At 58.2% G+C, this 24,225-nt stretch carries 20 protein-coding genes and 1 tRNA gene; 14 read left to right on the forward strand and 7 right to left on the reverse strand.

The genetic code is table 11. The annotated features are described in order from the left end of the window. The first annotated feature begins 15 nt into the window (after positions 1–15). The 13 genes from BLQ41_RS09795 (at position 16) to BLQ41_RS30830 (ending at position 15,236) form a co-directional block, all read left to right on the forward strand. Positions 16–1,044: a methyltransferase gene (locus BLQ41_RS09795; protein WP_090180040.1), complete on the forward strand. Its 1,029-nt coding sequence runs from the start codon at positions 16–18 to the stop codon at positions 1,042–1,044. A 151-nt stretch (positions 1,045–1,195) separates the two neighbouring features. Beyond that, complete coding sequence (locus BLQ41_RS09800; RefSeq protein WP_090180043.1) at positions 1,196–2,797, forward strand: NAD(P)-binding domain-containing protein; 1,602 nt, start codon at positions 1,196–1,198, stop codon at positions 2,795–2,797. A gap of 12 nt (positions 2,798–2,809) precedes the next feature. Continuing rightward, on the forward strand, positions 2,810–3,628 hold the full coding sequence (locus tag BLQ41_RS09805) for an amidohydrolase family protein (RefSeq protein ID WP_090180045.1): 819 nt from the start codon (positions 2,810–2,812) through the stop codon (positions 3,626–3,628). Between the two features lie 10 nt (positions 3,629–3,638). Further along, on the forward strand, positions 3,639–4,967 hold the full coding sequence (locus BLQ41_RS09810; RefSeq protein ID WP_090180048.1) for a coproporphyrinogen-III oxidase family protein: 1,329 nt from the start codon (positions 3,639–3,641) through the stop codon (positions 4,965–4,967). A gap of 11 nt (positions 4,968–4,978) precedes the next feature. Continuing rightward, positions 4,979–6,262 carry an ATP-grasp domain-containing protein gene (locus BLQ41_RS09815; protein ID WP_090180051.1) on the forward strand — a complete coding sequence of 428 codons (1,284 nt, stop codon included), beginning with the start codon at positions 4,979–4,981 and terminating at the stop codon, positions 6,260–6,262. Then, entirely contained in the window at positions 6,252–7,700 is a 1,449-nt protein-coding gene (locus BLQ41_RS09820) for a pyridoxal phosphate-dependent decarboxylase family protein (RefSeq protein WP_090180054.1), read from the forward strand. The genes BLQ41_RS09815 and BLQ41_RS09820 overlap by 11 nt, the downstream gene beginning before the upstream one ends. Beyond that, positions 7,700–8,968, forward strand: a complete 1,269-nt coding sequence (locus tag BLQ41_RS09825; protein WP_090180057.1) for a cation:proton antiporter — start codon at positions 7,700–7,702, stop codon at positions 8,966–8,968. Before BLQ41_RS09820 ends, BLQ41_RS09825 begins: the two co-directional genes overlap by 1 nt. 200 nt (positions 8,969–9,168) lie before the next feature. Further along, the gene (locus BLQ41_RS09830; protein WP_090180061.1) at positions 9,169–10,542 is read left to right on the forward strand and encodes a transposase; all 1,374 of its coding nucleotides are present in this window, start codon (positions 9,169–9,171) and stop codon (positions 10,540–10,542) included. A gap of 294 nt (positions 10,543–10,836) precedes the next feature. Further along, a complete protein-coding gene (locus BLQ41_RS09835; protein ID WP_231997094.1) occupies positions 10,837–11,184 on the forward strand; it encodes a LasR-specific antiactivator QslA in 348 nt (115 codons plus the stop codon). Positions 11,185–12,250: 1,066 nt separating this feature from the next. Then, on the forward strand, positions 12,251–13,657 hold the full coding sequence (locus BLQ41_RS09845; RefSeq protein WP_090180063.1) for a YfjI family protein: 1,407 nt from the start codon (positions 12,251–12,253) through the stop codon (positions 13,655–13,657). Then, on the forward strand, positions 13,644–13,997 hold the full coding sequence (locus tag BLQ41_RS09850; RefSeq protein ID WP_090180066.1) for a hypothetical protein: 354 nt from the start codon (positions 13,644–13,646) through the stop codon (positions 13,995–13,997). The genes BLQ41_RS09845 and BLQ41_RS09850 overlap by 14 nt, the downstream gene beginning before the upstream one ends. Further along, complete coding sequence (locus BLQ41_RS09855; RefSeq protein ID WP_090180069.1) at positions 13,981–14,961, forward strand: integrase domain-containing protein; 981 nt, start codon at positions 13,981–13,983, stop codon at positions 14,959–14,961. The genes BLQ41_RS09850 and BLQ41_RS09855 overlap by 17 nt, the downstream gene beginning before the upstream one ends. Next, positions 14,958–15,236, forward strand: coding sequence for a hypothetical protein (locus BLQ41_RS30830; protein WP_090180071.1), 279 nt, complete (start codon positions 14,958–14,960; stop codon positions 15,234–15,236). Before BLQ41_RS09855 ends, BLQ41_RS30830 begins: the two co-directional genes overlap by 4 nt. Here the strand turns inward: BLQ41_RS30830 and BLQ41_RS09865 are convergent. From BLQ41_RS09865 to BLQ41_RS09875, 3 genes are all read right to left on the reverse strand, one after another. Next, positions 15,233–16,474 carry a tyrosine-type recombinase/integrase gene (locus BLQ41_RS09865; protein ID WP_090180074.1) on the reverse strand — a complete coding sequence of 414 codons (1,242 nt, stop codon included), beginning with the start codon at positions 16,472–16,474 and terminating at the stop codon, positions 15,233–15,235. The two genes, BLQ41_RS30830 and BLQ41_RS09865, sit on opposite strands and share 4 nt — an antisense overlap. Positions 16,475–16,638: 164 nt before the next feature. Continuing rightward, positions 16,639–16,715: transfer RNA gene (locus BLQ41_RS09870), tRNA-Met, on the reverse strand. A 116-nt stretch (positions 16,716–16,831) separates the two neighbouring features. Beyond that, positions 16,832–18,886 (reverse strand): methyl-accepting chemotaxis protein, encoded by a 2,055-nt coding sequence (locus BLQ41_RS09875; RefSeq protein ID WP_090180076.1) that lies wholly within the window; start codon positions 18,884–18,886, stop codon positions 16,832–16,834. A 332-nt stretch (positions 18,887–19,218) separates the two neighbouring features. On the opposite strand from BLQ41_RS09875, the gene BLQ41_RS09880 reads away from it, so the two are divergent. After that, complete coding sequence (locus tag BLQ41_RS09880) at positions 19,219–20,436, forward strand: MFS transporter (RefSeq protein ID WP_090180078.1); 1,218 nt, start codon at positions 19,219–19,221, stop codon at positions 20,434–20,436. A gap of 197 nt (positions 20,437–20,633) precedes the next feature. Here BLQ41_RS09880 and ychF read toward each other — a convergent pair whose 3' ends face one another. From ychF to BLQ41_RS09900, 4 genes are all read right to left on the reverse strand, one after another. Next, positions 20,634–21,734, reverse strand: coding sequence for a redox-regulated ATPase YchF (gene ychF, locus BLQ41_RS09885; RefSeq protein ID WP_010458288.1), 1,101 nt, complete (start codon positions 21,732–21,734; stop codon positions 20,634–20,636). Between the two features lie 23 nt (positions 21,735–21,757). Continuing rightward, a complete protein-coding gene (gene pth / locus BLQ41_RS09890; protein WP_046818954.1) occupies positions 21,758–22,342 on the reverse strand; it encodes an aminoacyl-tRNA hydrolase in 585 nt (194 codons plus the stop codon). Between the two features lie 169 nt (positions 22,343–22,511). Then, on the reverse strand, positions 22,512–23,117 hold the full coding sequence (locus BLQ41_RS09895; RefSeq protein ID WP_090180081.1) for a 50S ribosomal protein L25/general stress protein Ctc: 606 nt from the start codon (positions 23,115–23,117) through the stop codon (positions 22,512–22,514). A 141-nt stretch (positions 23,118–23,258) separates the two neighbouring features. After that, positions 23,259–24,200, reverse strand: coding sequence for a ribose-phosphate pyrophosphokinase (locus tag BLQ41_RS09900; RefSeq protein WP_003208392.1), 942 nt, complete (start codon positions 24,198–24,200; stop codon positions 23,259–23,261). Positions 24,201–24,225: the final 25 nt, after the last annotated feature.

Here is a 24,225-nt window from a genome sequence, read left to right on the forward strand (position 1 = left end):
GACAGGGAGGTTGATATGGCAGTACCACCAATGGCCGGGAAGGTCCTGGATCCCGTGAGCCTGGCGCTCTATGGCTTCATGGGCAGCGCAATTCTACTGCAGGGGCATCGACTAGGGGTTTTCCAGGCCCTTGCCAGCGCTGACGTGGGCCCCGGGGCAGACGCTCTGGCACAAACCCTGGCGCTGGATGGCTCCACACTGGAGCGGTTTTTGCGCGGCGCGGTTGCTTGGGGGCTGGTCGAGGAACAAGCGGGTGGCTATCGACTGTCGACGTCCGCCCGTGGCGCGCTGGATCCTCAGTCGTCGCAGTATCTGGGGCCTTTGCTCGAACACTTCGACAGCAACACTCTGCCGCTGTTTCGCCACCTTGGCGATGCCGTGGGCAGCGGCCAGGCGCAGTGGTCGAAATTGGCGCAAGACGCGTCGGCACCCTTCGATTACCTGCTGGCCGAGGACCGTGGCGCGGCGTTCCACGATGCGATGTGGAACCTCAGCCGCGAGCCTTCAGCAGAGTTGGTGAAGCTGGGGGTGCTGGGCGACGCGTCGAGCCTGGTCGACTTGGGGGGCGGCATTGGTACCTTCGCCATCGCCGCCGCACAACAGCATGCCAAGCTCAGGGCGGTGGTGTTCGACCTGCCTGCCGTGGAGCCCCATTGCCTGGCGCGGATCAGCGGGGCGGGGCTGGCCTCAAGGGTCAGCTTTGCGCCGGGTGACTTCTGGTCCGGTGAGCTGCCCCACGCGGATGCCTACTCACTGGGGTTCATTCTCTCTGACTGGAATGACGAGCAATCTCTGCAGCTGCTGCGCCGGGTTCGCCAGACGTTGAATCCCGGAGGGCGAGTGCTGGTGCTCGATCGCTTGTTGGAAGCGTCAGGCGCCGAGCCGTTTGCCGCGGTCATGCAGGACCTGGCGATGCTCCTGGAAACCGGCGGGCAACACCGCACGGCGGCTCAGTTTCAGGCGCTGTTGCATGAAGCTGGTTTTACTCGCACCCAAGTGATCAGATCCAACGGTGAGAAACATGCGGTCATTGGATATCTATAATTCCAAGCCGGTTTAACTTTGATGTAAGTCTGTGGCTATCAGGCCTGTTTTACTGTTGATCTGCCCAACTCATTAATTCCGCACTGCAACAGCGTGGACGTCTACGTGCGCGCTGTTCTGGTCAATAAGTGAAATATAAGGAGAGCTTCAAATGTCCGCTGAGAAGACGTATGGATACTTGGTTGTTGGCGCTGGCCCGGGAGGGCTGCAGGCAGGTTATTGCTTACAACAACAAGGGCGTGATTATCTGATTGTTGAGAGCGGTGGTCGCGCGGGCACATCATTTGAACGATTTCCGCGGCATAGGAAGTTGATCTCAATCAATAAAGTCCATACCGGTTATTCTGATCCTGAAATTAACTTGCGTTGGGATTGGAACTCGCTGTTAAGCAGCGAAAGCGCCGCGGCGCGGTTCACCGACTACAGCCAGCGCTATTTTCCCGATGCCGATGACATGCCGCGTTATTTGGACGGTTTTGCCAAAGAGCATCAGCTTAATGTGCGTACCGATAGCTCTGTGGTGAACGTACGTCGTGACCAGGACTTTATCGTCACCTTGTCCACGGGCGAGGAGCTGCGGGCCCGTGTGCTGATCGTCGCCACCGGCGTGCAACTGCCTTGGCTGCCGGATATCGAGGGGATCGAACACGCCGAGCACTATGTCGATATGGACATCGACCCGGTGCCGTTGACCAACAAGAAAGTGCTGATCCTGGGCAAGGGCAACTCGGGCTTCGAGACCGCCGACGCACTGATCGAGCATGCGGCGATGATCCATGTGGCGAGCCCAAATCCATTGCGTATGGCCTGGTCGACTCACTACGTCGGGCATGTGCGGGCGGTCAACAACAACCTGCTCGACACGTACCAGCTTAAATCGCAGAACGCGATTCTCGACGCTAAACTGCATCGCATCGAGCGTGAGGGTGACAAGTTCAAGGCCTACTTCAGCTACGAGCACGCCGAGGGTGAGCAGGAAGTCATCGAATACGATCGCGTTATTGCCTGTACCGGCTTTCGCTTTGATGATTCGATGTTCGACGAGTCTTGCCGCCCTGAGCTGTGCTCCATGGGCCGATTGCCCGCGCAGCAGGTGGATTGGCAGTCACAGAATATTCCAGACCTTTACTTTGCCGGCACCTTAATGCAGTACCTCGACTACAAGAAGTACATGTCGGGGTTCATTCACGGTTTCCGTTACAACGTGCGCACTCTGTGCCAGTTGCTGTTGGAGCGCTACGACGGAGTCGCCCTGCCGCAGGTTACCCATGAGTTGCAGGTGGCGCCGGCATGCGAGCGCATCATCGAGCGGGTCAATCAGTCCTCGGCCCTTTGGCAGCAACCAGGCTTCCTGCAAGATGTGATGCTGATAGACCGGCAACAACAGCGCTTGAAATGGCATCTTGAATTGCCCCAGGACTACGTCGCACAACGCTTTGCCGCTGATGAGTATATGACTCTGACCTTGGAGTTTGGTCAGCGCAAGTTTGACAACCCTTTCAATGTTTCTCGCATTGCCAGAGAGAACATCAAACGCGCCGAAGATTCAAACTTTCTCCACCCGATTATCCGGCATTACCACGGCGGAGAGTTGCTGGCGGAGCATCACATTATTGAAGACTTGGCCGCTGAGTGGCGCGAAGCGGAACACATCGAACCACTATCGGAGTTCCTGCGGCAGCAATTGCCAGTAGAGCAAACCGCTCCAGTTTTTGAAGCTCCGAAACTGTGGAACGTGATTTCGACATTTTAAAAGGATTTAATAATGAATTTCGTAGATTTTCATATTCATGCTGGAAGATTCTCGCTGCTGCGTGACGACATTCAAGGGCTATTGACCAAATTTCCTTTTGAGGAAGGGGTTGATGTTCGTGAGATATTTTCCAATCCATTGGCGTTGAAGGCTTATCTTCAAGAGCGCGGGGTGGCACGTGCAGTGATCCTCGCAGAGTGCGGGCCGGGGACCAACTTTTCCATCGACAGCCAGTTGATTCTGGACTTCTGCGGCAGCGATCCTTTCTTTGTACCGTTCGGCAATATCAATCCGCTGCACCACGCTGATCCACTCCAAGAGTGGCACAAGGATTTCGAGCGGGGGATCAAGGGCTACAAGTTCTACCCCGCCGACCATGGGTTTGATCCGTACCTCGACTCGATGATGGCGGTCTATGAAATGTGTGCTGAAGTCGGCCAGCCCATCATGTTCCACACCGGCCTGACTGCGCAGCGCGACACCGAGCAGAAGTTCATCCGGCCTGGGGATTTTCGCCGTCTGGTAGAAACCTTCCCACGGCTCAAGGTGATCTTTGCACACGGCGGCAAGCCGACCTGGTACGACGAGGCGCTTGAGATGGCCTGTCGTTATCCGGGGGTGTACCTGGATACCGCCTTGGTCCCGCCTGAGGTGCTGGTGGACTGGCTGCACGAGCGTCCGGCGGTGCACAGCAAAGTACTTTTCGGCTCCGATCTGCCGGTGTGCGGTAGCTACTCGGCGGTGTGCCAGAAGATTCTCGGTGCCGGCTTTGATCGCGAACTGCTGCAAGCCGTGCTCAGTGGAAACGCCAATCAAGTGTTGGCCGGATAAGGGGAACTCCATGTACGAGGCCTACTATCCGCTGACCTATTACTTCTACCCACTGCTGGGGGACGCTGTACATCAGCGTCTGCCCCAGGTCTTCGAGCGTCCGGTGGCCGCAGGGGTGGAAACCCTGCTCTATGTGCATATTCCCTACTGCCAGGACATGTGCAGGTTCTGCCCGTTTCATGTGCGGGTCGACAAGGACACCGCTGTCTATGAGCGTTACACCAACGCCCTGTGCCAGGACATCCGCACTGAGGCGGCCAGCGTGCGTGGCCGCTCCAGCGAACTGCGGGCGGTGTATTTCGGTGGCGGCTCGCCTTCGGTGCTGTCGCCCGAGCAACTGCAGCGAATTTTCAACACTATCAGAGAGAGCTTCAGCCTCAGCGCCGATGCCGAGATTTCCTTTGAAGGCGAGCCCAAGACCTTGGGCGATCCCTACCGGCTCGAGGTACTGAAGAACGAAGGCGTGCAGCGCATCAGCTTTGGCTTGCAGACTTACGATCCGAAGTTGCGCAAGCACTTCAACATCGCCGCCACCCTAGACGATGTGGCCAATGTCCGCGAGCAGGGACGGCGTTTCGGCTTCGACGAAATCAATGTCGACATGATGTACAACCTGCCGGGCCAGACCTTGGCCTCCCTAGACCGTGACCTGACACGGCTGATCGACGACGGTTTTGACAGCGTCGATTACTACAATCTGCACTACTTCGCGTTCCCGCCGAAGTTCAAGCGCCAGATGGACGAGGGCAGCATTCCAGCCAAGCCTTCGGAGAAAATTATGCTCGCGCTGTTCGAGCAGTTACGTCACCGCTTGGCCGAGGCGGGCTATGCCAATGTCGCCGATCAGATTTACACCCGTAAGGCGAAGGTCTGTGAGTACTTCCGCCTGCTCTGGGGCGGCGGCAATGGTGAGCATCGTGCCGAGACACTGGCCGTAGGCTCCTCGGCTCGAGGTTATGTGGACGGCTTCAGCTACATGAAGCACAGCAACGTCAACAAGTATATGGACGCCATCGAACAGGGGCTGCCGAGCATCGAGAAAAGCTCGGTGGCGCTGGACCGTCCGGAGAACCGTGGTGCGGTGATGTTTCCCAAGTTCCTACGCTTGGACAAGTCCAGCGAGCGTGCGTTGGCCACGGTCAATCCCGAGCTCATCGCCAGCTGGATCGAACATGGCCTGCTCTCGGAGACCGCGGATGCGTTCGAGGTGTCCCAACGTGGTCGTCTGTGGACCAACAACATGACTACCGACTTGTTCGAAGCCACCCAGCGGCAGGTTGGCGGGCAGGTGCTGACGGTACTGGAGCACAAGCCGGGTGCCCGGACGGGCTCATTCTAAGGAGGGATATTATGTCAGCACATCGTATTGGCGTTATTCATGCCTATCCCAGCCGGAGACTGCTGGATTGTCTGGGCGCCGCGGGTTATCGGGTGGTGTTGATCGGCAACGGGCGCTCTCTAGCTGAGCACCCAGCGGTCGAGGCCGTACTGCAGGTGCCTCTGTGGCCGACTGATGCTCTGTTTAGTGCCGCGGCCGAGTACCACGCGGCGCATCCTTTCAGTGCCCTACTGCCTGTCAATGAGGGCGCGGTAGTGGCAACCGCGCAGTTGTCCGAATGTCTGGGCCTGCCGGGCATGTCGGTGGCCACTGCTGTCTGCAGTCGCAATAAGTACTTGGCCACGCTGTTGTGGGAAGCACAGGGCGTACCAGTGCCGGCGACGCTGCCGTTGACCCTGGAAACCCCGTGGGAGCAGGTCTGCCAGCGGTTAGGGTCACGGGTGGTGGTCAAGCTTAGCGACTCGATGAACAGCCAGGGAGTGATTGCGGTCAGTGATGCATATCAGTACCGGCAAGCCCTTGCGGCACTACATGAGCTGATCCAGCAGGCCACCGATGTCGATCCCCTCAAGGACCGCAATCGCTTTGCCTACGGTCACAGCAGCCTTCAATTGATTGCCCAGAGCTTTTGCGAAGGGCGGGAGGTCAGCGTCGATCTGTTGCTGCGGCCCGACGGCACGGATCAGGTCCTGGCGGTGCTGGAGAAAGAAGGCGGGCAAGGGCCTTACTTTGCTGAATCGGCTTCTGTATGGCCCACCTCGCTGGGGGCCGAACAGGAGCATTCGATTGGTCAGCTTGCGCTGCGCGCTGCGCGGGCGCTAGGTATGACCCAGGGCGCCGCACACGTCGAAATCCGCTATCAGCATGGCGTGCCCCGGGTGCTTGAAGCGGGGTTGCGTCCTGGGGGCGGCTTCACCGCGCAGACCATCGAGCTGTTGAGCGGGGTCGACGTGTATGCCGCTCAGGTCCGCCTACTTCTGGAACAGGTGCCATTGCCCGCGGCGGTGGGTGAGTGTGGTGCGGTGCTGTTTGGCGGTGTGGTGATCGAAGCCAGCGGGACCTTGCTCGCTGTCGAAGGCATGCAGGTCTTTGAGCAACTGGCGGAGTTGCGCGAGCTGGTAGTGCTCGCCCGTCCCGGTGATTGGGTGCAGGCCATGCCGGACTCTGCTCAGCCCCATTACTGTTATTACCTTCTGACGGGAGAGAGTCGTGAGGCACTGCTGGAGATTCACCAAGGTATTCAGCAGCAGGTTCGGTTGCAGGTTGCGGTGCAGGAGGTGACTCATGATTGCTGAGCCGCGCGAGTGGGGCGCCAACCCGCAGATCCTCGCCGCGGGCCAGCGGGTGTTGGAGTTGTTTGCCAGCGTCCAGGGCGCGCCCGAGCAATTCCCCCTGTGGTACGCGAGCGATTCGATCGCCGTCCGAACCCAAGACCCAGCCTCGATGCCCGAACACGGTCAGTCGCTGGACGATACCCTGGCCCAGGCCGTGGAGTTGATGCAGCAGGGCCTGTGCAACGTCAGCCACCCGTTGTACTTCGGCTATATTTCGCCGCGGCCTCACCCTGCTGCGGTGCTGGGGGACTTCCTCGGCAGTGCGCTGAATCAGACCCCCGGTGCCTGGCGTGCGGGGCCATCGGCGACCATGGTCGAGGTCGAGGTGCTGCACGCCCTGCGTTCGCTGTTTGGCCTCGACCCGGTTGTCGGGCGTTTGCCCGGCGGGGTATTCACCGGGGGCGGTACGCTGGCCAACCTGATCGGGCTCAAGTTGGCCCGCGAGCAGCTGCACCGCCAGCATCCGGAAATGCTTCGGGCCGGCGGCTTGGGGCCACGGATTTACATGTCCCGAGAGGGGCACTTTTCCATCGCCAAGGCCCTGGACGTGCTAGGTTTTGCCGCGGATGCGCTGGTGGAGATCGACACCGATGAGCAGGGCGCCTTGCTCCCGGAGCAACTGGAGCAGCGACTGGCGCACGACGTTAAGCTCGGCTACACGCCGATGTGCCTGATCGGAGTCCTGGGCACCACCGCGACCGGGGCGATTGATCCGTTGCGGCGCATCGGCGAGCTAGCTCGCCGTTACAACGCCTGGTTCCACATTGACGGTGCTGCCGGGCTGGCGCTGGCGGCGTTGCCCGAGGCCCGGCGTCACATGCAGGGATTGAGCGACGCGGACTCCATCACCTTCGACCCCTGCAAGTGGATGTTCGCCTCCTTCGGTGTAGGTTGCCTGCTGGTGCGCAACGGCGAGTTGCTTGGCAGCAGTTTCTGGGCTGGCGGACCTTACTGGGAAGAGCGCGGTGAACTCGACACCTTCAAGATGAACCTCTATGGCACTCGCCAATTTCGTTCGCTGGGCGTGTGGTGCCTGCTGCAGCATCTGGGGCTGGAGGGCTATCGGCAACTGCTGAGGAATATGACCGGCGCGACGGCGCACTTGCGGGCGCTGCTGAGCGCCGATCCGGCTTATCGCTTGATACCCGATCAGCAGATCATGCCGGTGGTTGCCTTTCGGCCTGTGACCGCCAGTGCCGAGTGTGTGACTCGTCTGGTCGCGCTCTGTCAGCAGCGAAACCTAGCTTACCCCAGCGTGCTGGAATGGAAAGGCGAGCGTTATATCCGCGTTGCCATCAGTAACTATCAAACCTCCACGCTGGACGTGGAACGGTTCAAGCAGGCCCTTGACGGGCTGTTGCACGAACTTAGCTTCTCGCCACTCCCTAGGATTTTGTAATGAACAATCCCCACGAAAATCTATTAGTCATTGTGTTGGCGGCTTTGGTCGTCATCATCCTTTGCAGCCAGGTTGCTGGTAAAATGGCTCAGCGTTTTGGTCAACCCATCGCGGTGGGTGAAATCACTGGTGGCATTGTTCTCGGTGCGCTCCTGGGTGGCCTGTGGCCGCAGGGCGGTGCGTATCTGCATGCTAACGCCGGACAGGTGCTGACGGTCATGTCCCAGTTGGGCATCGTGCTGATGATGTTCCAGATCGGCATGGAGTTCGATTTCGGACTGCTGCGCGAGCGTCGTCTCAAGCGTGCCCTGGGCTGGATCACCTTGCTGGGCATTCCGATCCCTTACCTGACCGGGATGTTCTGCGCCTTCATTTATGCCCGCTACTACCCGGTTCCTGATCTGCTCGGGCTGATGCTGGTCTGCGGTATCTCGTTCTCCATCACCGCGCTGCCCATCCTTGGCCGAATCCTCCTAGAACGGAACATGGAAAACAGCGAGACTGGGGTGACCGCGATTGCCGCCGCTGGGATCAACGACCTGATCGGCTGGATTGCCCTGGGCGCAGTGGTGGTGTTCACCAGCGGTCAAGGCGCGGCGCAAACGCTGCTGAAACTGGCGGCTATTGCGCTGTTCTTGGTGGTGTTCTTCCGCTGTGTGCGTCCTTGGCTGGTCAAACGTTTGCAAGCTGATACTCAGCATGCTGCCGTACTGAGCGATGCGCATTTTGGCGCGATCATCGGCGGGGTGTTCGTGACGGCGGTCATCACCGCGTGGTTGGGTGTGTTCGCCATTGTTGGTGGCTTTCTGGTGGGCACCGCGTTGTATCAATGCAAAGCCTTGCTTGAGCAGTGGAACCTGCGGATGCGCCCTTTCGTTAACATCGTTTTGGTACCGATTTTCTTCTTCTACACAGGTATGAAAGTTGAACTTGGATCCATGGTGACTGCTCAGGACATTCTTTGGTGCCTCGCGTGGGTCTTATGCGCCTGCCTAAGCAAAGGGCTCAGTTGCACCCTGGCCGCCAGGCTGGCGGGATTCTCAATGACTGACTCCTTGAGAATCGGCACGTTGTTGAATACGCGTGCCCTTATGGAGTTAGTGGTGCTGAACATCGCCCACAGCCTTGGCTTGATGCCGCCTCAGCTGTTTTCCATTTTGGTAATCATGGCCCTGGTTTCAACGCTGATCACCTCGCCGTTGCTGAACGCCATCCAGAAGTACAGCGGTCGCTCCGTTTCAGCCCCGCCAGTTGGTCAGTATTCCTAGATAATTTAGCGTCGAGGACGATGTCTTGCAGCACCTCAAGTTCGGCTTCGATTGCGGTGACTTCGGTGTCGATCAATGAATCGCCCGTAGATTCTTAGACGCATCTGACTGGCTGTTTTTGGTCGATTCTGTTGAAAAAGTAGCTCCCCTGGCTGGCCTCCGGCAAAATCTCCGCATTGGCCGGAGGGGGATCACACAGCATGATGGGACAGTTATCGAGTGGGCAGGAGCGACTGTTTTACTCGTTCAACCTTGAAGATCACATCCCAGCCAATCACCTTCTGCGCAGCATTGATCAGTGTCTTGATCTGAGCGACCTGCGCCATTACCTCGCCGATTTCTATAGCCCGATTGGGCGTCCGTCGATTGATCCCGAACTGATGATTCGCATGCTGATCGTCGGCTATTGCTACGGCATTCGCTCAGAGCGGCGGTTGTGCGAAGAGGCCCATTTGAACCTGGCGTATCGCTGGTTCTGCCGGTTGAGCCTTGAAGACGAAATCCCCAACCACTCGACCTTTTCCAAAAATCGACACGGCCGTTTTCGGGACAGTGATCTGTTTCGCTGGTTGTTCAATGAAGTCCTGCGTCGCTGCATGGACGCCGGTCTGGTCAAGGGCGAAGGCTTTGCCGTGGACGCCAGCATCATCAAAGCGGATGCGAGTCGGCAGCGCGGCGTACCGGGAGATGAACCGGTCAACTGGAGCGATCCATCCCTGAGCACCCGCGCCGTGCGTGAGTATCTTGAGGCACTCGATGAAGAGGCTCTGGCCGAAACGCTACCGAAGCGCCTGTCGCTGACGGATCCTCAGGCCCGCTGGACCGCTGCTTCAGGCGGCCCAGCTTTCTACGCTTACTCCACGAATTATCTGATCGATACCGAGCACGGCGTGATCATGGATGTGGAACCCACACCGGCTCATCGAACCGCAGAAGTCGAGAGCACCAAGACGATGATCGATCGGGTCGAAGCGCAGTTCGACATCAAGCCAGAGCGCCTCATCGGCGACACCGCTTACGGTACAGCTCCGATGCTGGCCTGGATGGTGGAGGAAAAAGACATCGAGCCGCATGTGCCGGTGTGGGACAAAACCGAGCGCAAGAACGACAGCTTTTCGAGTAACGATTTCCACTGGAATGAAGAGGCTGAGGAATACCGCTGCCCGGCCGGCAACCCATTGCGCAGCGAATGGCGAGCCTTCAAGAATGAGCGTTCACACGTCACCAAAGCCAACACCATCATCTTCCGATCCCGACAGGCCGACTGCGCTACGTGTCCGATGAAAGCCAAGTGCTGCCCGAACACTGCGTTCCGCAAGATCGCTCGCAGCGTCCATGAAGCCGCTCGCGATGTGGCTCGACGCATCGCGGCGACGCCGGAGTATGTGCGCTCTCGCCACGAACGTAAGAAGGTTGAAATGTTGTTTGCCCACCTCAAGCGCATCCTGAAACTGGATCGCTTGCGACTACGTGGCATGAGTGGCGCGTCCGATGAGTTCACGCTGGCGGCCGCGGTACAGAACCTGCGACGTCTGGCCAAACTTGCATCTCAAGGGCCACCTTCTACGGGATAGGTGCGCCTGCACGAAGCAAAAAACCTCAAATTAACCCAATAACAGAGCAGCAAAGGTCAACGAAGGGCCGAGAAACCACTGAATGTGGTGAGTAGGTTCTCCGGTGGTGGTCGTGCCTGAGTTCAGGCGAGCTGAAAATCCGACTTTTTCAACAGAATCGGTCGATTTCTGTCTGAAGATGCCGCGATTAAACTACGGCAGGTTGCCACGCTTCGGCTTAATGGAGCGCAGAGCATTCTGCTTCATTTTCCGCAGGACGTTGAGCTGGCTGTAGAGCTTTTGGATGATGCGGCAGTGTTGTTCGACAAGGCGTTCCGATATCTGACTGGGATCCCTGCTCAGCGCGTTCACCAACAGATCGGTGAGTACTTCTCTGTCCCCTCCGCTGAAGGCTGTCCTGCGATCCAAACCCCGTGGGGCGATGAGTTCGCTCCGGCGATTAAGGACTGCGTTCGTTGCGCAGAGACTTGGCTTGGAGGCTCATCATTACCTTTATGGTGGGCGCTGTCGCAGAATCGAAAACGTCATCGTCCAGGTGACTTTCAGGAAGCGTTCGAGGCCGGTTTTCTGCTGCGTTTGCAGCAGACGCTGCTCAACCTTCGTGAAGCTGCGGCATCTCGACCAACAAGTTTCGATGTTTGAGGCTCTAATTGACGTTTGAGACTTCGCTTTTCCCGCCAAACCCTCCGATCCAGCGATCTTTGATCGCGCCGATCGGAGGGTTCACTCGCTTTTTCTTGAAGCCACCTCTTTCCACCATTTCATTTCAAATTTGATTGGCGTCTGCCGTCGTTTACACGTCAGTAATTGCTCACGATCTCTATCGAGCGCAGTGCCGTTCCTGTGTCAGAACGGATCTTTCGTGGGGGCATGGATAGAGGAGTGGCGACACCGGCGACAGCGGCGACAACCCATGCAGAACGGGGCCTGGGGCGTGGCGACAAAAGTGGCGACAGTCGCCACTTTTTGCACGCTTTGGCCGTGACGCTTGACCGCCTTTTGGAGTGGGTATAAAAATTGGCGCACGGATCGCTGTCGTTGACAGCGCCAGCCCAGGTAGCCAGAACCTTCAAGGCTACGCCACTTGCGTGGTGGTTCTCCCGAAGTGCGATTAGCGTCCGGCGGCTCGCACGGTCACTCCTAAAGAGTGATGGATGCCTACTCGACGTATCTGCCCACTGCGGCAGACGATGGACCTACCTCGCTGCGTTGCAGCAACCTTACCTCTCGGCACACTTCGCTGCGCCAATCCGCGCCCGTCTCTTTCTTCTGGAAAGAGACGGGCGCTCGTACCACTGCTGCAAGCCACGTCGTACATGGCATTGCCGCAATTGTCCCCGTGACAATCGGCCTGACAAATCCGATTCGTCGCCATCCACAACGACACAGGCACCGGTGCCGCAGCCTATGGAAGGGCTGCACCTGACTGACAGTCAGGCATGCCCCAGGTGTCCATGTCGTTGTCTTCTCCTACCCAGGATCTCCAGGTGCCGAACTCGTCAGTCGGCACAGCCTCCACCCGCCCGCATCTTCGGATGCGCCCAGGAGGCCAGGTTCATGGGTTCATGCCCTCGCTCCCGGTCGTAAGGAGCCGTTCGTTCAGCGTCAGTGAAACCTCACAGGCCGCAGGAGCCTTGATCCCTGATAACACTCAACAGCCGTGGCGGGAGTACGTGAGGACAGCCAGCAATCATCGAGGAGAGGGCCCATGCAGCAGTTAGATCCGAAGCTTGAACTACCACGTTCCCCTCGACCGTTAATCGAGTCGAACCCCATAGCCGAGCCTTATCCGGTCCAGGCACTGGGCGGAGTTCTTGGCCCTGCGGTCGAGCGTATGGCCGAAGTGATAGGCGTGCCCCAAGCACTGGCCGCGCAATCAGTACTCGCTGCCTCGGCGCTGGCCACTCAGGGTCATGCGGGTTTACACCTCGACGGGAGAAATTATCCACTGTCGCTGTACCTGATCACGGTGGCCGCATCCGGTGATCGTAAAACTGCGGCTGACCGATTTGCCTTGCTGCCGGCACGGCAATGGGAGCGTGAACAGTGGCAGCGCTACCGCGAACAACTTGCTCGGTATCGTGCCGTGCAGCGACAGGCGCAACGTATCAATCCTGCCGATCCCGAACCCACAAACGGCGTAGCGCTCGAAGCGGAGCCCTCTGCACCCCGACTGATTACCACAGATCCAACCATTGAGGCCCTGATCAAAGGGCTCTGCCATGACCTGCCCTGCATGGGTCTGTTCTGCGACGAAGGTGGGCAATTCCTCGGCAGCAGCACCATGAGTCGGGATAACCGTTTGAAAGCGGTCACGACCTTATCGTCACTTTGGGACGGCAGCCCGATTGATCGAGCGCGCTCCATGGCCGGGGAAAGCCTACGGGCTTATGACCGGCGCTTGAGCCTGCACCTGATGCTGCAGCCGTACTTGGCCATGCAGTTACTCAGTGACCCGTTGCTGCAGGGACAAGGCATTCTCGGCCGCTGTCTGATGACCTGGCCCACCAGCCTGGCCGGACAGCGCAGTTACCAGGCTGTCGACTTGTCCAAAGACGCTGCCCTACAGCGATATCACCACCGCCTTTCGGCGCTGTTTCGTCAGCCTTGGTCACTTTCCGCTGACGGTGCTCTGCAGCTATCACCGCTGACCCTCACTCCGTTAGCCCGCCGTCGCTGGATTGATCTACATGATGCCATCGAAGCCCAGTTGGGTGAGTTTGGGGAACTGGCCAGTGTACGGTCCAGCGGATCGAAGGCCGCCGATAACCTGCTCCGCGTCGCCGGCATATTGGCCGTGGTGGAGGAGAGCGGCGTGGTAGAGGTCGATCATATCCAACGGGCCTCCGCTTTGGTCGGTTACTACCTCACAGAGATCCAGCGCCTGACCGAGAAGGAGCCGGTATGCCGGGTGAAGGAGGAGGCGGACCGTCTGCTGCGCTGGCTGCAGGTCAAGGATTGGAAACGCTTCAGTATTCGGGAGCTGAACCGCAACGGTCCCCGCTTTGCCCGTAAGAGCAGCCGTCATGCCGCGAAGCTGTTGGTCGAGTTGATTGATCATCAGTGGCTGATCACCGACGGCCACACCTTCGAGGTGCACTATGTTCAATCTTGATGAGGCACTGCGCAACCACCTGGCTCTGCGCCAAAAGGAGCCGAAAGCGCGGTTTGTCGCCGCCAGTGTCGCCACTTTGTCGCCATGCTCAAAGCCAGGCAGGACAAGGGTTGTCGCCGCTGTCGCCGATGTCGCCACCCTCCGTAAAACCAGCACCACGACGACAGCCATCATTCAGTGGTTGAAAGAGGAGGGTGCGGATCTCTATGTCACTGACAACACGCTGTGTTTTCGCCCGACTGATTGGTCTCAGTTCGTCATCGTGAACGCGAACTGGCAAGCCCTTTTGCATGATCTCGCTGTAGTCGATCAGGAGCAGAAAAATGGCTCGGGTTGGTAAGCGAGCGGGGCGTAATTTCGGCTTTGGTCGCCAGCTTAGCTATGCCGGACCACAAGCATTAAAAGATCTATTTGGTGGCGGCCATTTTGCGACCGTCAAAGCCCACAGCGATCGCTGGCAGGCATTCGTGCGTTGGTGCCGATCCGAGGAAGGGCCGAGGCTCAATGATGCGCGACAGATCAATCGCGACATCCTCATGCGCTACGCCACACATGTGCGACAGCAGGTCGAACAGGGCAAGGTTGGCATTGCCACCGCGCAGAACCGTCTGTCTAGCGTTAACAGAACGATGGCCGCGCTGCGCGGTGATCAGTACGTCAAAATCCCCAGTCCGAGCAAGGCGCTAGGCCTACAGCGTTCAAGCGTGCGTAGTGATGCACCGCAAGGCCAAGACCGTGTGCAAGTCAGGCTGATTGCGCAAACGCTGTCAGAGCGACAGCAATCGAGGGTGAGTGCCATTGTGTTCTTAGCTCGGGAGACCGGCATGCGGCTGCGTGAAGCGATCTTGGCGGACCTGCCACGGCTGCAACGAGAGGCTCAACGACTGGGCAAGATCAATATCCAGGATGGCACCAAGGGCGGTAGGTCAGGCGCATCAGCGCCGCGTTGGATTGCGGTCACGGATCAAGTCCGCGGTGCCATCGACAGGGCCGCCGAGGCCTCCCCCGCAGGCAGTCGGAACCTGTTAGCACCCGACGAAAGCTACAGAGAGTTTATGCAATCAGTTGTGCGACCAGCACGGGACCTACTGCATGAGCATGGATTGAAAGGCTTTCATGAGCTACGAGCGGCTTACGCGTGTGAGCGCTACGAACAACTGACTGGCTTTCCCGCACCCGTTAATGCTGGTCGTGTTCATCAAGAGGATCAAGCACTCGATCAGCGTGCACGACAGCAGATCAGCCACGAGTTGGGACATAACCGCATCGATGTGGTGAGTGCTTACATCGGAGGCCAGCGATGACGTCCGAGTTTGATATGACGTTGTTCCTGAGTCCGGTGCTCAAAGGTGCGCATGCCACGCGGCAGCGGCACATCAGGCAGGCAGAAAGGATGCACCAGGCGATTCGTGAGCGCTGGAGTTGTGCGACTCCCTGGTCCTGGAAGGAAAAGCACACCAGATGGTTTTTAGAGCACTATCTGCGCTGTTCTGCCCCCGCGACCGTTTACTACTACGAGTTAACAGCAAGGTTGATTAATGCTCGGCGTGTCCGCCGTAAAGCTGACACAGGGGGTTAGGAGGTCGTCGTCTTAAGTGCGACTTTGAGGTTTCCCGTTTCTAGCTCTTCAAGATAATCAGCGTACCACTGCATCATCTTCATACGTTGTTCCAGATATTGGGCCTTGTTATAGATCCCTCGAACGCCAGCGGCTTTGTGACTGAGCTGGGCTTCAATGTGGTCTGCTGGAAAGCCGTGTTCGTTGAGTATGGTGCTAGCAATATGACGGAAACCGTGCCCTGTCTGCCTCCCCTCGTACCCTAGGCGCCTCAGTGCCATCAAAAAAACGGTATCGCTGCGAGGCTTGGTTCGATCGCTTCGACCGGGAAACAGTAATGGGTACGTCCCCGTGATTTGACGTAGCTCATTAAGAGCGCGGAGTGACTGCTTGCAGAGTGGTACAAGGTGTTCACGCCCTTTTTTACGACCTTTGCGTTCGACGGGGACGGTCCAAAGCTTCTTATCAAAGTCAAACTCAGCCCAGTATGCCTCTCGAAGCTCGCTGGGACGGACAGCCAAGAGAGTAAGCAACTGCAGGCCAAGCTGAACATCTTTGGCGTGTGGGTATGATCGTATTGCTCTGAGCAGTGTAGGAAGTTCTTCTTGCGAGACGTGGGCGTAGTTCACGGCCTTTCCCGATGACAGAAACTTATGAACGCCCTCCAAGGGGTTGTTCATCGCTCTGCCGGTTACGCGAGCCAGATCGTAGATGTCTTTGCAGTACGCCCTTACGCGGCTCATCTGCTCAAGGATTCCCTGATGTTCGAGCCCTCTCAGAAGCTCCATCCATTCCATTGACATGATTGAGATGTATGGTCGCTTTCCAACGGAGGGGAATACGTGACGTTCCAAGGCTCCAAGTATCCTCTTCGCTGTGCCGACATCCCAACCGCTTAGGCGAGAGGTATGCCATTCACGAGCCAGGGACTCAAAGGTTTCGTTTGCTGCTTCGATCTCCGCAGCTTTTCTCGCTTTTTTGGCGGCTATCGGATTCTTGCCGTCTGCCGCATCCGACCTTAATTCGGCAGCCTTTTGTCGGGCAAGGGCACCACTGACTTCTGGGTAGCCGCCAAGCCCGAGCCACGACCATTTGGCGTCGGGCTTCTTGTAGCGTAACTCCCACGATTTCTGCCCGTTAGGCTTTACCCTGAAATAGAGCCCAGAGCTGTCTAACTCACGGTATGCCCCTAATTCTGGAGCCAGGTTGGCCAACGTTGTATCGGAGAGAGGTCGGCGTTTGATGTCGCAGCGCTTCATCGGTGTATGCCTCCAGTTCAATTAATATTGAAGCATACACAGGGGCATACAAGATGTGTAGGACATCAGTAGAAGGGGGTAGACGTCCAGATACAAGAAAGCCCGCACTAGGCGGGCTTCTTGAGTGGTTTATAGACTTCAGTAGATGTCTGTAAACCGGTACTTGGTGGCTACACAGGGACTTGAACCCCGGACCCCAGCATTATGAATGCTATGCTCTAACCAACTGAGCTATGTAGCCAAGTGGCGCGCATTATTCACCGGTAATGCAGATGCGTCAAGCGTAAATCTAAAATATTTCTCTACGCTTTCAACCGCTTATCCACCTGGTGCGAAAAACCGGACCAGGGGAGGGCGTCAACTGAGCTGAAATCTCCCGGTATTGGCGCTCAAGGCCTTGCTACCCTGACTCAAGGTGTCCGCCGCCAGGTTCACCGCCCGCGCGCCTTCAAGCAGCCGGACTGCCGCTTGATCGACCTGTTGAATGTTGCCGCTGACTTCGTCGGCGGTACTGGCTTGCTCTTCCACCGCCGTGGCGATCTGCGCCAGGGTGTCGGTGACGCCTTGCACGGCGAAGGCAATTTCCCCAAGGCGTTCGCCCAGGCCCGTCACCGACTGGGCATCGCTTTGCGCCTGAGTGCATGCCGCTTCCATCAGGCTCACCGCTTCATTCACGGTGTTGCGCAGACTGTCGACGGTGCCGGCGATTTGCGCGGTGGAAGACTGGGTTCGTTGCGAGAGGCTGCGCACTTCGTCGGCCACCACGGCGAACCCGCGACCTTGTTCACCCGCACGTGCCGCTTCGATGGCGGCATTGAGCGCCAACAGGTTGGTTTGCTCGGCGACACCGCGAATGGTGTCGACCACCAACTGAATCTGCTGTCCTTGTTCGCTGACCCGGCCCAGCGCGGCAGCCGTGTCGTTCAAGCGCTGGTTGAGCTGCTGAATGCTCGCCGTGGTGCGCTGGCTTTCGCGGCTGCTGTCGGCAGCGATACGCTGGGTGTGCTGAGCGCTGCCGGACGCCTGTTCACAACTCTGCGCGACCCCTTGTGAGGTAGCCGCCAATTGCGTGGCGGCGGCGGCGATCTGGCTGATCTGCAATTGCTGCGCTTCCACTTCGCCAAGGGCGCCGCTGGAGTGATGGTTGAGGGTGCGCACCGCGTCGCTTACCTGCAAGGTTTCGTGATCGACCCCGAGCAAACTGTTGCGCAGCTGCACCACGGCGACATTCAGGGCGGTGCTGATGGCCGCCAGCTCGTCGCGCCCTTGCACCGGCACTTGCAGGCTCAGGTTGCCGTCGCGCAATGCCTCGGCCAACAGCGTGATGCCGCTGGCGCTGCGTCGGATCGAGGCCTGCAAGCAGATGAACAAATACAACGCCGCCAGCAGCAGGCAACCAAAAATCGTCGCCACCAGAATGAACTGGCTGATCGCCGAGCCGTGGTAGTAATCCAGGCGTTGATCCAGCGATACCAACGACTGCTGGCGCAGGGAGGCGAGGTCGGAGAGCAGGGCGTCGAGGCTGTGTTCGAAGTCATCGGGCTTGAGGTTGATGCTGCCGCCGAAGACGCCGTCATCGAGGACTTTGAGGCTTGCGTCCAGATGCTTGAGGCTGTCGTGGTATTGCCCGGCCCAACTTTGCAAAGCGCTGGGCAGGCGTGCTTCCAAGAGGCTGGCGGTTTTCACCAGCTGCTCGCGGGCATCGCCAATGCGGCTGCGCAAATCGCGCAATTGCAGACGGCTTTGCAGGGTGAACTGCCCGGAGACGACCGACGCCTGCCCGACGCTGGCCAGGCGACCGACCCGTTCGATCAGGTCCGGGGCGTGCTGCGTCGAGATTTGTGTCAGCAGGTAGGTTTCCAGCCACGGTGCCAGTGTCAGGCGGTTATCCATGGCAATCTGCTCGCGCAACGCTTGCAGCGCACTCAGGGCATTGGTGAAGCGATCGTAGCCATCGGGCCACCAACCGACGCTGCTCAGGCTTTTCGAGTCCAGGCCATTGAGGGCGTTTTGCAGGGCTTGGAAACGGGCCAGGGTTTCGCTCTCGGCGCCTTCGGTTTTCAGTGCGTTACCGAGGTCCGAGGTGGCTTGGGCGACAGCGGGTTGAACCGCATCAAACGCGGCCATCGCCGCCAGGGTTGCCGGTGTCGGCTGGCGATTGGTTTCCGTCGCACGCCAACGGGCAGCGCGGTCACGCTGGGCGGCGAGCAGGTTATCGAGCGCATCGAGGGCGAGCAGTTGATGAACCCCGGCGCGTTCGCCAGAGATCAGGTTCAGTTTGGCGCGATAGTCCTGGCCAATCATCAACAGGCTGCCCGCTAGCGGCAGGATAAACAGCAGGAACAACAGCTGAAATTTGCGTGCGAAGCCAAAACGCCCCAGCAACCCGATCCCCGGTGATAAAAAAGACATGCCCCATGACTCCTCTGAACACCACGCACCAATGGCGTGCGTCGAGATCGTTGCGACCGCGACGTGTGCCCTTTTTAAAGGCCTCGAAAGTTCACCCTTGTCAGCTCTGTAGGCCGACTCTGTGGTGAAACTTCCCATTCTCGGTCCCCTTTGTAAGGGGCCGCGTTGAAGCGGATTAACAAGGCAAGATTCAGACCATGGCGTTGCGCTATCACCTTTTTAGCGATGGACGACTAGGTCGTTAGCAGGCTAAGGGGATGGCGCTGCTGCACTGAAAAATGGCACATTGACGCACCTGCCCCTGTGCACCCATCCGCTGTACGGAAATTCTCATGGCTATCAGTAACGCAACGACCGGCGCGGCGTCGGCATCCGCGACTCCACAAAGCAGCCCTCTGGTCATGCGCATCATCGGCGCGGTGGCGCTGGCGCACTTGATCAACGACTTGATCCAATCGGTACTGCCGTCGATTTATCCAATGCTCAAGGCCAACTACGGCCTGACATTCACCCAGGCCGGCTTGATTACGCTGACCTTCCAGCTGACGGCTTCGCTGTTGCAGCCCTGGGTGGGTTACCACACCGATCGTCATCCCAAGCCGTGGTTGCTTCCGGCCGGGACAGTGTGCACGTTGATCGGAATCTTGATGATGTCGGTGGTTGGCAGCTTCCCGATGATCCTGTTGGCGGCGGGCCTGATCGGTATCGGCTCGTCGACGTTCCATCCGGAAGCCTCTCGGGTGGCGCGGCTGGCGTCGGGCGGGCGATTCGGGCTGGCGCAGTCGACCTTTCAAGTCGGTGGCAATGCCGGCTCAGCCTTTGGCCCGTTGTTGGCGGCGGCGATCATCATTCGTTTCGGTCAGGGCCATGTGGCCTGGTTTGGATTGTTCGCCGTGTTTGCGCTGTTCGTGCTCTATCGGATCAGCCGCTGGTACGCCAACCACTTGAGCCTGTTCAAGCTCAAGCAAGGTCAGGCGGCGACCCACGGCTTGTCGAAGGGCAGGGTGATCAGCGCGCTGGTGGTGCTCGGGCTGCTGGTGTTCTCCAAGTATTTCTACATGGCGAGTTTCACCAGTTACTTCACCTTCTACCTGATCGAGAAGTTTGACCTGTCGGTGGCCAGTTCCCAGCTGCATCTGTTCATGTTCCTGGGCGCAGTGGCCGCGGGGACCTTCTTCGGGGGACCGATCGGCGACAAGATCGGGCGTAAAGCGGTGATCTGGTTCTCGATCCTCGGAGTGGCGCCGTTCACATTGATCCTGCCTCACGTCGATCTGTTCTGGACCAGCATCCTCAGCGTGGTGATTGGCTTCATCCTCGCCTCGGCGTTTTCGGCGATCGTTGTGTATGCGCAGGAACTGGTGCCGGGCAATGTCGGGATGATTGCCGGCGTGTTCTTCGGTTTGATGTTCGGTTTCGGCGGCATTGGTGCGGCGCTGCTGGGGCATCTGGCGGACCTGCACGGCATCGAATATGTGTACTTGCTGTGTTCGTTCCTGCCGTTGTTTGGCGTACTTGCGATCTTCCTGCCTCGGACGAAGAAATCCTGAGGCAACGCATAACCCTGTGGGAGCGGGCTTGCCCGCGAAGACGGAGTGGCAGTCGACATTTCTGCAGCTGACACAATGCCTTCGCGGGCAAGCCCGCTCCCACAGGGATCTTTATTGTTCGCTGGAAAGACACCGGGCACAAAAAAGCCGCGTATCTAACGCGGCTTTTTCGTGTGTAGCTGCTTCGTCTTGAAAACTTAGACGTTGAAACGGAAGTGCATCACGTCGCCGTCTTTAACGATGTAGTCCTTGCCTTCCAGACGCCATTTACCGGCTTCTTTGGCACCGGCTTCGCCCTTGTACTGGATGAAGTCGTCGTAGGCGATGACTTCGGCGCGGATGAAGCCTTTTTCGAAGTCGGTGTGGATCACGCCAGCGGCTTGTGGTGCGGTGGCACCGACGCGGACGGTCCAGGCGCGGACTTCTTCGACACCGGCAGTGAAGTAGGTTTGCAAGTGCAGCATTTCGTAGCCGGCGCGGATCACGCGGTTCAGGCCAGGTTCTTCCAGGCCCAGGGCCTCGAGGAACATGTCTTTCTCTTCACCGTCTTCAAGCTCGGCGATTTCGGCTTCGATCTTGTTGCAGACCGGAACCACCATGGCGCCTTCTTCTTCGGCGATGGCCTTGACGATGTCAAGCAGCGGGTTGTTCTCGAAACCGTCTTCAGCGACGTTAGCGATGTACATGACCGGCTTGGTGGTCAGCAGGTGGAAGCCACGAATCACCGCTTTGTCATCGGCACCCATGTTCTTCATCAGCGTGCGCGCTGGCTTGCCGAGGGTGAAGTGAGCGATCAATTGCTCGAGCAGGCCTTTCTGGACCACGGCGTCCTTGTCACCACCCTTGGCATTTCGGGCGACTTTCTGCAGTTGCTTCTCGCAGCTGTCGAGGTCGGCGAAGATCAGTTCCAGGTCGATGATCTCGATGTCGCGTTTCGGGTCGACGCTGTTGGAGACGTGAATCACGTTCTCGTCTTCGAAGCAGCGGACCACGTGGGCGATGGCATCGGTTTCACGGATGTTGGCGAGGAACTTGTTGCCCAGGCCTTCACCTTTCGAGGCGCCAGCTACCAGGCCCGCGATGTCGACGAACTCCATGGTGGTCGGCAGGATGCGCTTTGGATTGACGATGGCAGCCAGGGCTTCCAGGCGCGGATCCGGCATCGGCACGATACCGGTGTTCGGCTCGATGGTACAGAAGGGGAAGTTCTCGGCCGCGATCCCGGATTTGGTCAGGGCGTTGAACAGGGTGGACTTGCCGACGTTAGGCAGGCCGACGATGCCGCAATTGAATCCCATGGTATTTCCCCGAGGAGTAAGAGTCAGGCCTTCTGGCTGTGCAGGTTTTTCATCGCGCGGTTCCATTCCCCGGCGAGGATATCCGGCAGCACGCCGAGGGCAAAGTCGATGCTGGCATCGAGTTTTTCCTGTTCGGCGCGTGGCGCACGACCCAGGACGAAATTTGAAACCATACTGGCTACGCCCGGGTGGCCAATGCCAAGCCGCAAGCGGTAGAAGGTATTCTGATTGCCCAGTTGCGCAATGATGTCGCGCAACCCGTTGTGACCGCCATGTCCGCCGCCCTGTTTGAGTTTGGCAACGCCGGGAGGCAGGTCGAGTTCATCGTGCGCCACGAGGATTTCTTCAGGCTTGATGCGAAAGAAGCCTGCAAGTGCCGCGACGGCCTGGCCGCTGCGGTTCATGTACGTGGTGGGAATCAGCAGACGAACATCCTGACCTTGATGCGAAAAGCGTCCGGTCAGGCCAAAATATTTGCGATCGGCCACAAGGTTCACACCCTGTGCGTTCGCGATGCGCTCAACAAAAAGGGCCCCTGCGTTATGCCGGGTCTGTTCGTATTCAGCGCCTGGATTTCCCAGGCCAACGATCAGTTTGATGGCAGTCACGATAGGGGCCCTTTCCTGGAGTGGTGGATAACTTCGCCGCGATCAGTGCGTGCGGCGAAAGTGGACGACAAGTGCTCATTTACCATTATGTAAACTTCGCGTTCTCGCCCGCTTTCTCGCTACGTTCTAGTCCGCGATGCTTCCAGTCACTCCGGCGAACAGAGTGAAATTACTCTGCTGCGCCTTCTTCGGTAGCTTCTTCTGGAGCAACACGTGGTGCGTGGACGTTGGCAACAGCCTTGTCATCACCGTGTGCCAGAGCAACAAACTCAACGCCTTTAGGGGCTTTGAGGTCGGACAAGTGAATGATCGAACCGATTTCGGCGTTAGCCAGGTCGACTTCGATGAATTCAGGCAGGTCTTTCGGCAGGCAGGTCACTTCGATTTCCGAAACAACGTGCGAAACTTCGCCGCCTTTCTTGATCGGAGCTTCTTCGCCAACAAAGTGTACAGGCACGATAGCGGTCAGTTTCTGGCCAGCTACAACGCGTACGAAGTCAGCGTGCAACACGTGGCCTTTAGCCGGGTGACGTTGCAGAGCCTTGATGATTACGTTTTGCTTGGTGCCACCAACGTTCAGCTCGATGATGTGGCTGTAAGCCGCTTCGTTTTCGAGCAGTTTGGCAACTTCTTTAGCCAGCATGCTGATGGATTCAGGGGCTTTTTCGCCACCGTAAACTACAGCTGGAACCAGGCTTGCGAGACGACGCAGGCGGCGGCTCGCACCTTTCCCCAGGTCGGAACGCACTTCAGCATTCAGAGTAAATTCGTTCATTTTGTATCTCCAAAATAACCACATTCGCCCCAGCGTTTGCGACCAGCGCTAAAGGCGATATGGGCAAAAAAGCCCCGCCCCGACAGGAATGCCGGGGCGGGGCGCTTTTCGTCAACGAGATGGTCGAGAAGGGCAGGGCCCTTAACGGAACATCGCGCTGATCGATTCTTCATTGCTGATGCGGCGGACCGCTTCGGCAACTACCGGCGCGATATCCAGTTGACGGATACGCGAGCAGGCTTGTGCAGCAGCGGACAACGGGATGGTGTTAGTCACCACCAGTTCGTCCAGCATGGAATTTTCGATGTTTTCGATCGCCCGACCGGACAGCACAGGGTGTGTGCAGTAGGCGAAAACCTTGGCAGCGCCATGCTCTTTCAGGGCCTTTGCCGCGTGGCACAGAGTGCCGGCGGTATCGACCATGTCATCGACCAGAATACAGGTGCGCCCTTCGACATCACCGATGATATGCATCACTTCAGAGTGATTGGCTTTCTCACGGCGTTTGTCGATGATCCCGAGATCCACGCCCAGGGATTTGGCAACAGCACGTGCACGCACGACGCCACCAATGTCCGGGGACACGATCATCAGGTTTTCGAAGCGCTGATCTTCAATGTCATCCACCAGAACCGGGGAGCCGTAGATGTTATCTACCGGAATATCGAAGAAACCCTGGATTTGGTCAGCATGCAGATCAACCGTGAGAACACGGTCGATGCCGACTACGGTAAGCATGTCAGCAACGACTTTCGCGCTGATAGCCACACGTGCGGAACGCGGACGGCGATCCTGACGGGCATAACCAAAGTAAGGAATAACAGCAGTGATACGAGTAGCTGAGGAGCGGCGGAAGGCATCAGCCATCACTACCAGTTCCATCAGGTTATCGTTGGTCGGAGCGCAAGTCGGCTGAATAATGAAGACGTCTTTACCGCGGACGTTTTCATTGATCTCGGCAGTAATTTCGCCGTCGGAAAATTTTCCAACAGAGATGTCACCGAGAGGGATATGCAGCTGACGTACAACACGCCGAGCCAGATCGGGGTTAGCGTTCCCCGTAAAGACCATCATCTTGGACACGCGCAGTACCTGAAGGCTGAGGGTA

Source organism: Pseudomonas arsenicoxydans (assembly GCF_900103875.1).
GTDB lineage: Bacteria > Pseudomonadota > Gammaproteobacteria > Pseudomonadales > Pseudomonadaceae > Aquipseudomonas > Aquipseudomonas arsenicoxydans.

Excerpts from the sequence above, each read along its gene's own strand:
- BLQ41_RS09810 (WP_090180048.1), top strand. The coding sequence starts at position 3,639 with ATGTACGAGGCCTACTATCCGCTGACCTATTACTTCTACCCACTGCTG.
- BLQ41_RS09795 (WP_090180040.1), top strand. The coding sequence starts at position 16 with ATGGCAGTACCACCAATGGCCGGGAAGGTCCTGGATCCCGTGAGCCTG.
- BLQ41_RS09825 (WP_090180057.1), top strand. The coding sequence starts at position 7,700 with ATGAACAATCCCCACGAAAATCTATTAGTCATTGTGTTGGCGGCTTTG.
- BLQ41_RS09850 (WP_090180066.1), top strand. The coding sequence starts at position 13,644 with ATGTTCAATCTTGATGAGGCACTGCGCAACCACCTGGCTCTGCGCCAA.
- BLQ41_RS09830 (WP_090180061.1), top strand. The coding sequence starts at position 9,169 with ATGATGGGACAGTTATCGAGTGGGCAGGAGCGACTGTTTTACTCGTTC.
- BLQ41_RS09805 (WP_090180045.1), top strand. The coding sequence starts at position 2,810 with ATGAATTTCGTAGATTTTCATATTCATGCTGGAAGATTCTCGCTGCTG.
- BLQ41_RS30830 (WP_090180071.1), top strand. The coding sequence starts at position 14,958 with ATGACGTCCGAGTTTGATATGACGTTGTTCCTGAGTCCGGTGCTCAAA.
- BLQ41_RS09895 (WP_090180081.1), bottom strand. The coding sequence starts at position 23,117 with ATGAACGAATTTACTCTGAATGCTGAAGTGCGTTCCGACCTGGGGAAA.
- BLQ41_RS09800 (WP_090180043.1), top strand. The coding sequence starts at position 1,196 with ATGTCCGCTGAGAAGACGTATGGATACTTGGTTGTTGGCGCTGGCCCG.
- BLQ41_RS09815 (WP_090180051.1), top strand. The coding sequence starts at position 4,979 with ATGTCAGCACATCGTATTGGCGTTATTCATGCCTATCCCAGCCGGAGA.
- BLQ41_RS09845 (WP_090180063.1), top strand. The coding sequence starts at position 12,251 with ATGCAGCAGTTAGATCCGAAGCTTGAACTACCACGTTCCCCTCGACCG.
- ychF (WP_010458288.1), bottom strand. The coding sequence starts at position 21,734 with ATGGGATTCAATTGCGGCATCGTCGGCCTGCCTAACGTCGGCAAGTCC.
- BLQ41_RS09855 (WP_090180069.1), top strand. The coding sequence starts at position 13,981 with ATGGCTCGGGTTGGTAAGCGAGCGGGGCGTAATTTCGGCTTTGGTCGC.
- BLQ41_RS09865 (WP_090180074.1), bottom strand. The coding sequence starts at position 16,474 with ATGAAGCGCTGCGACATCAAACGCCGACCTCTCTCCGATACAACGTTG.
- BLQ41_RS09820 (WP_090180054.1), top strand. The coding sequence starts at position 6,252 with ATGATTGCTGAGCCGCGCGAGTGGGGCGCCAACCCGCAGATCCTCGCC.
- BLQ41_RS09875 (WP_090180076.1), bottom strand. The coding sequence starts at position 18,886 with ATGTCTTTTTTATCACCGGGGATCGGGTTGCTGGGGCGTTTTGGCTTC.
- BLQ41_RS09880 (WP_090180078.1), top strand. The coding sequence starts at position 19,219 with ATGGCTATCAGTAACGCAACGACCGGCGCGGCGTCGGCATCCGCGACT.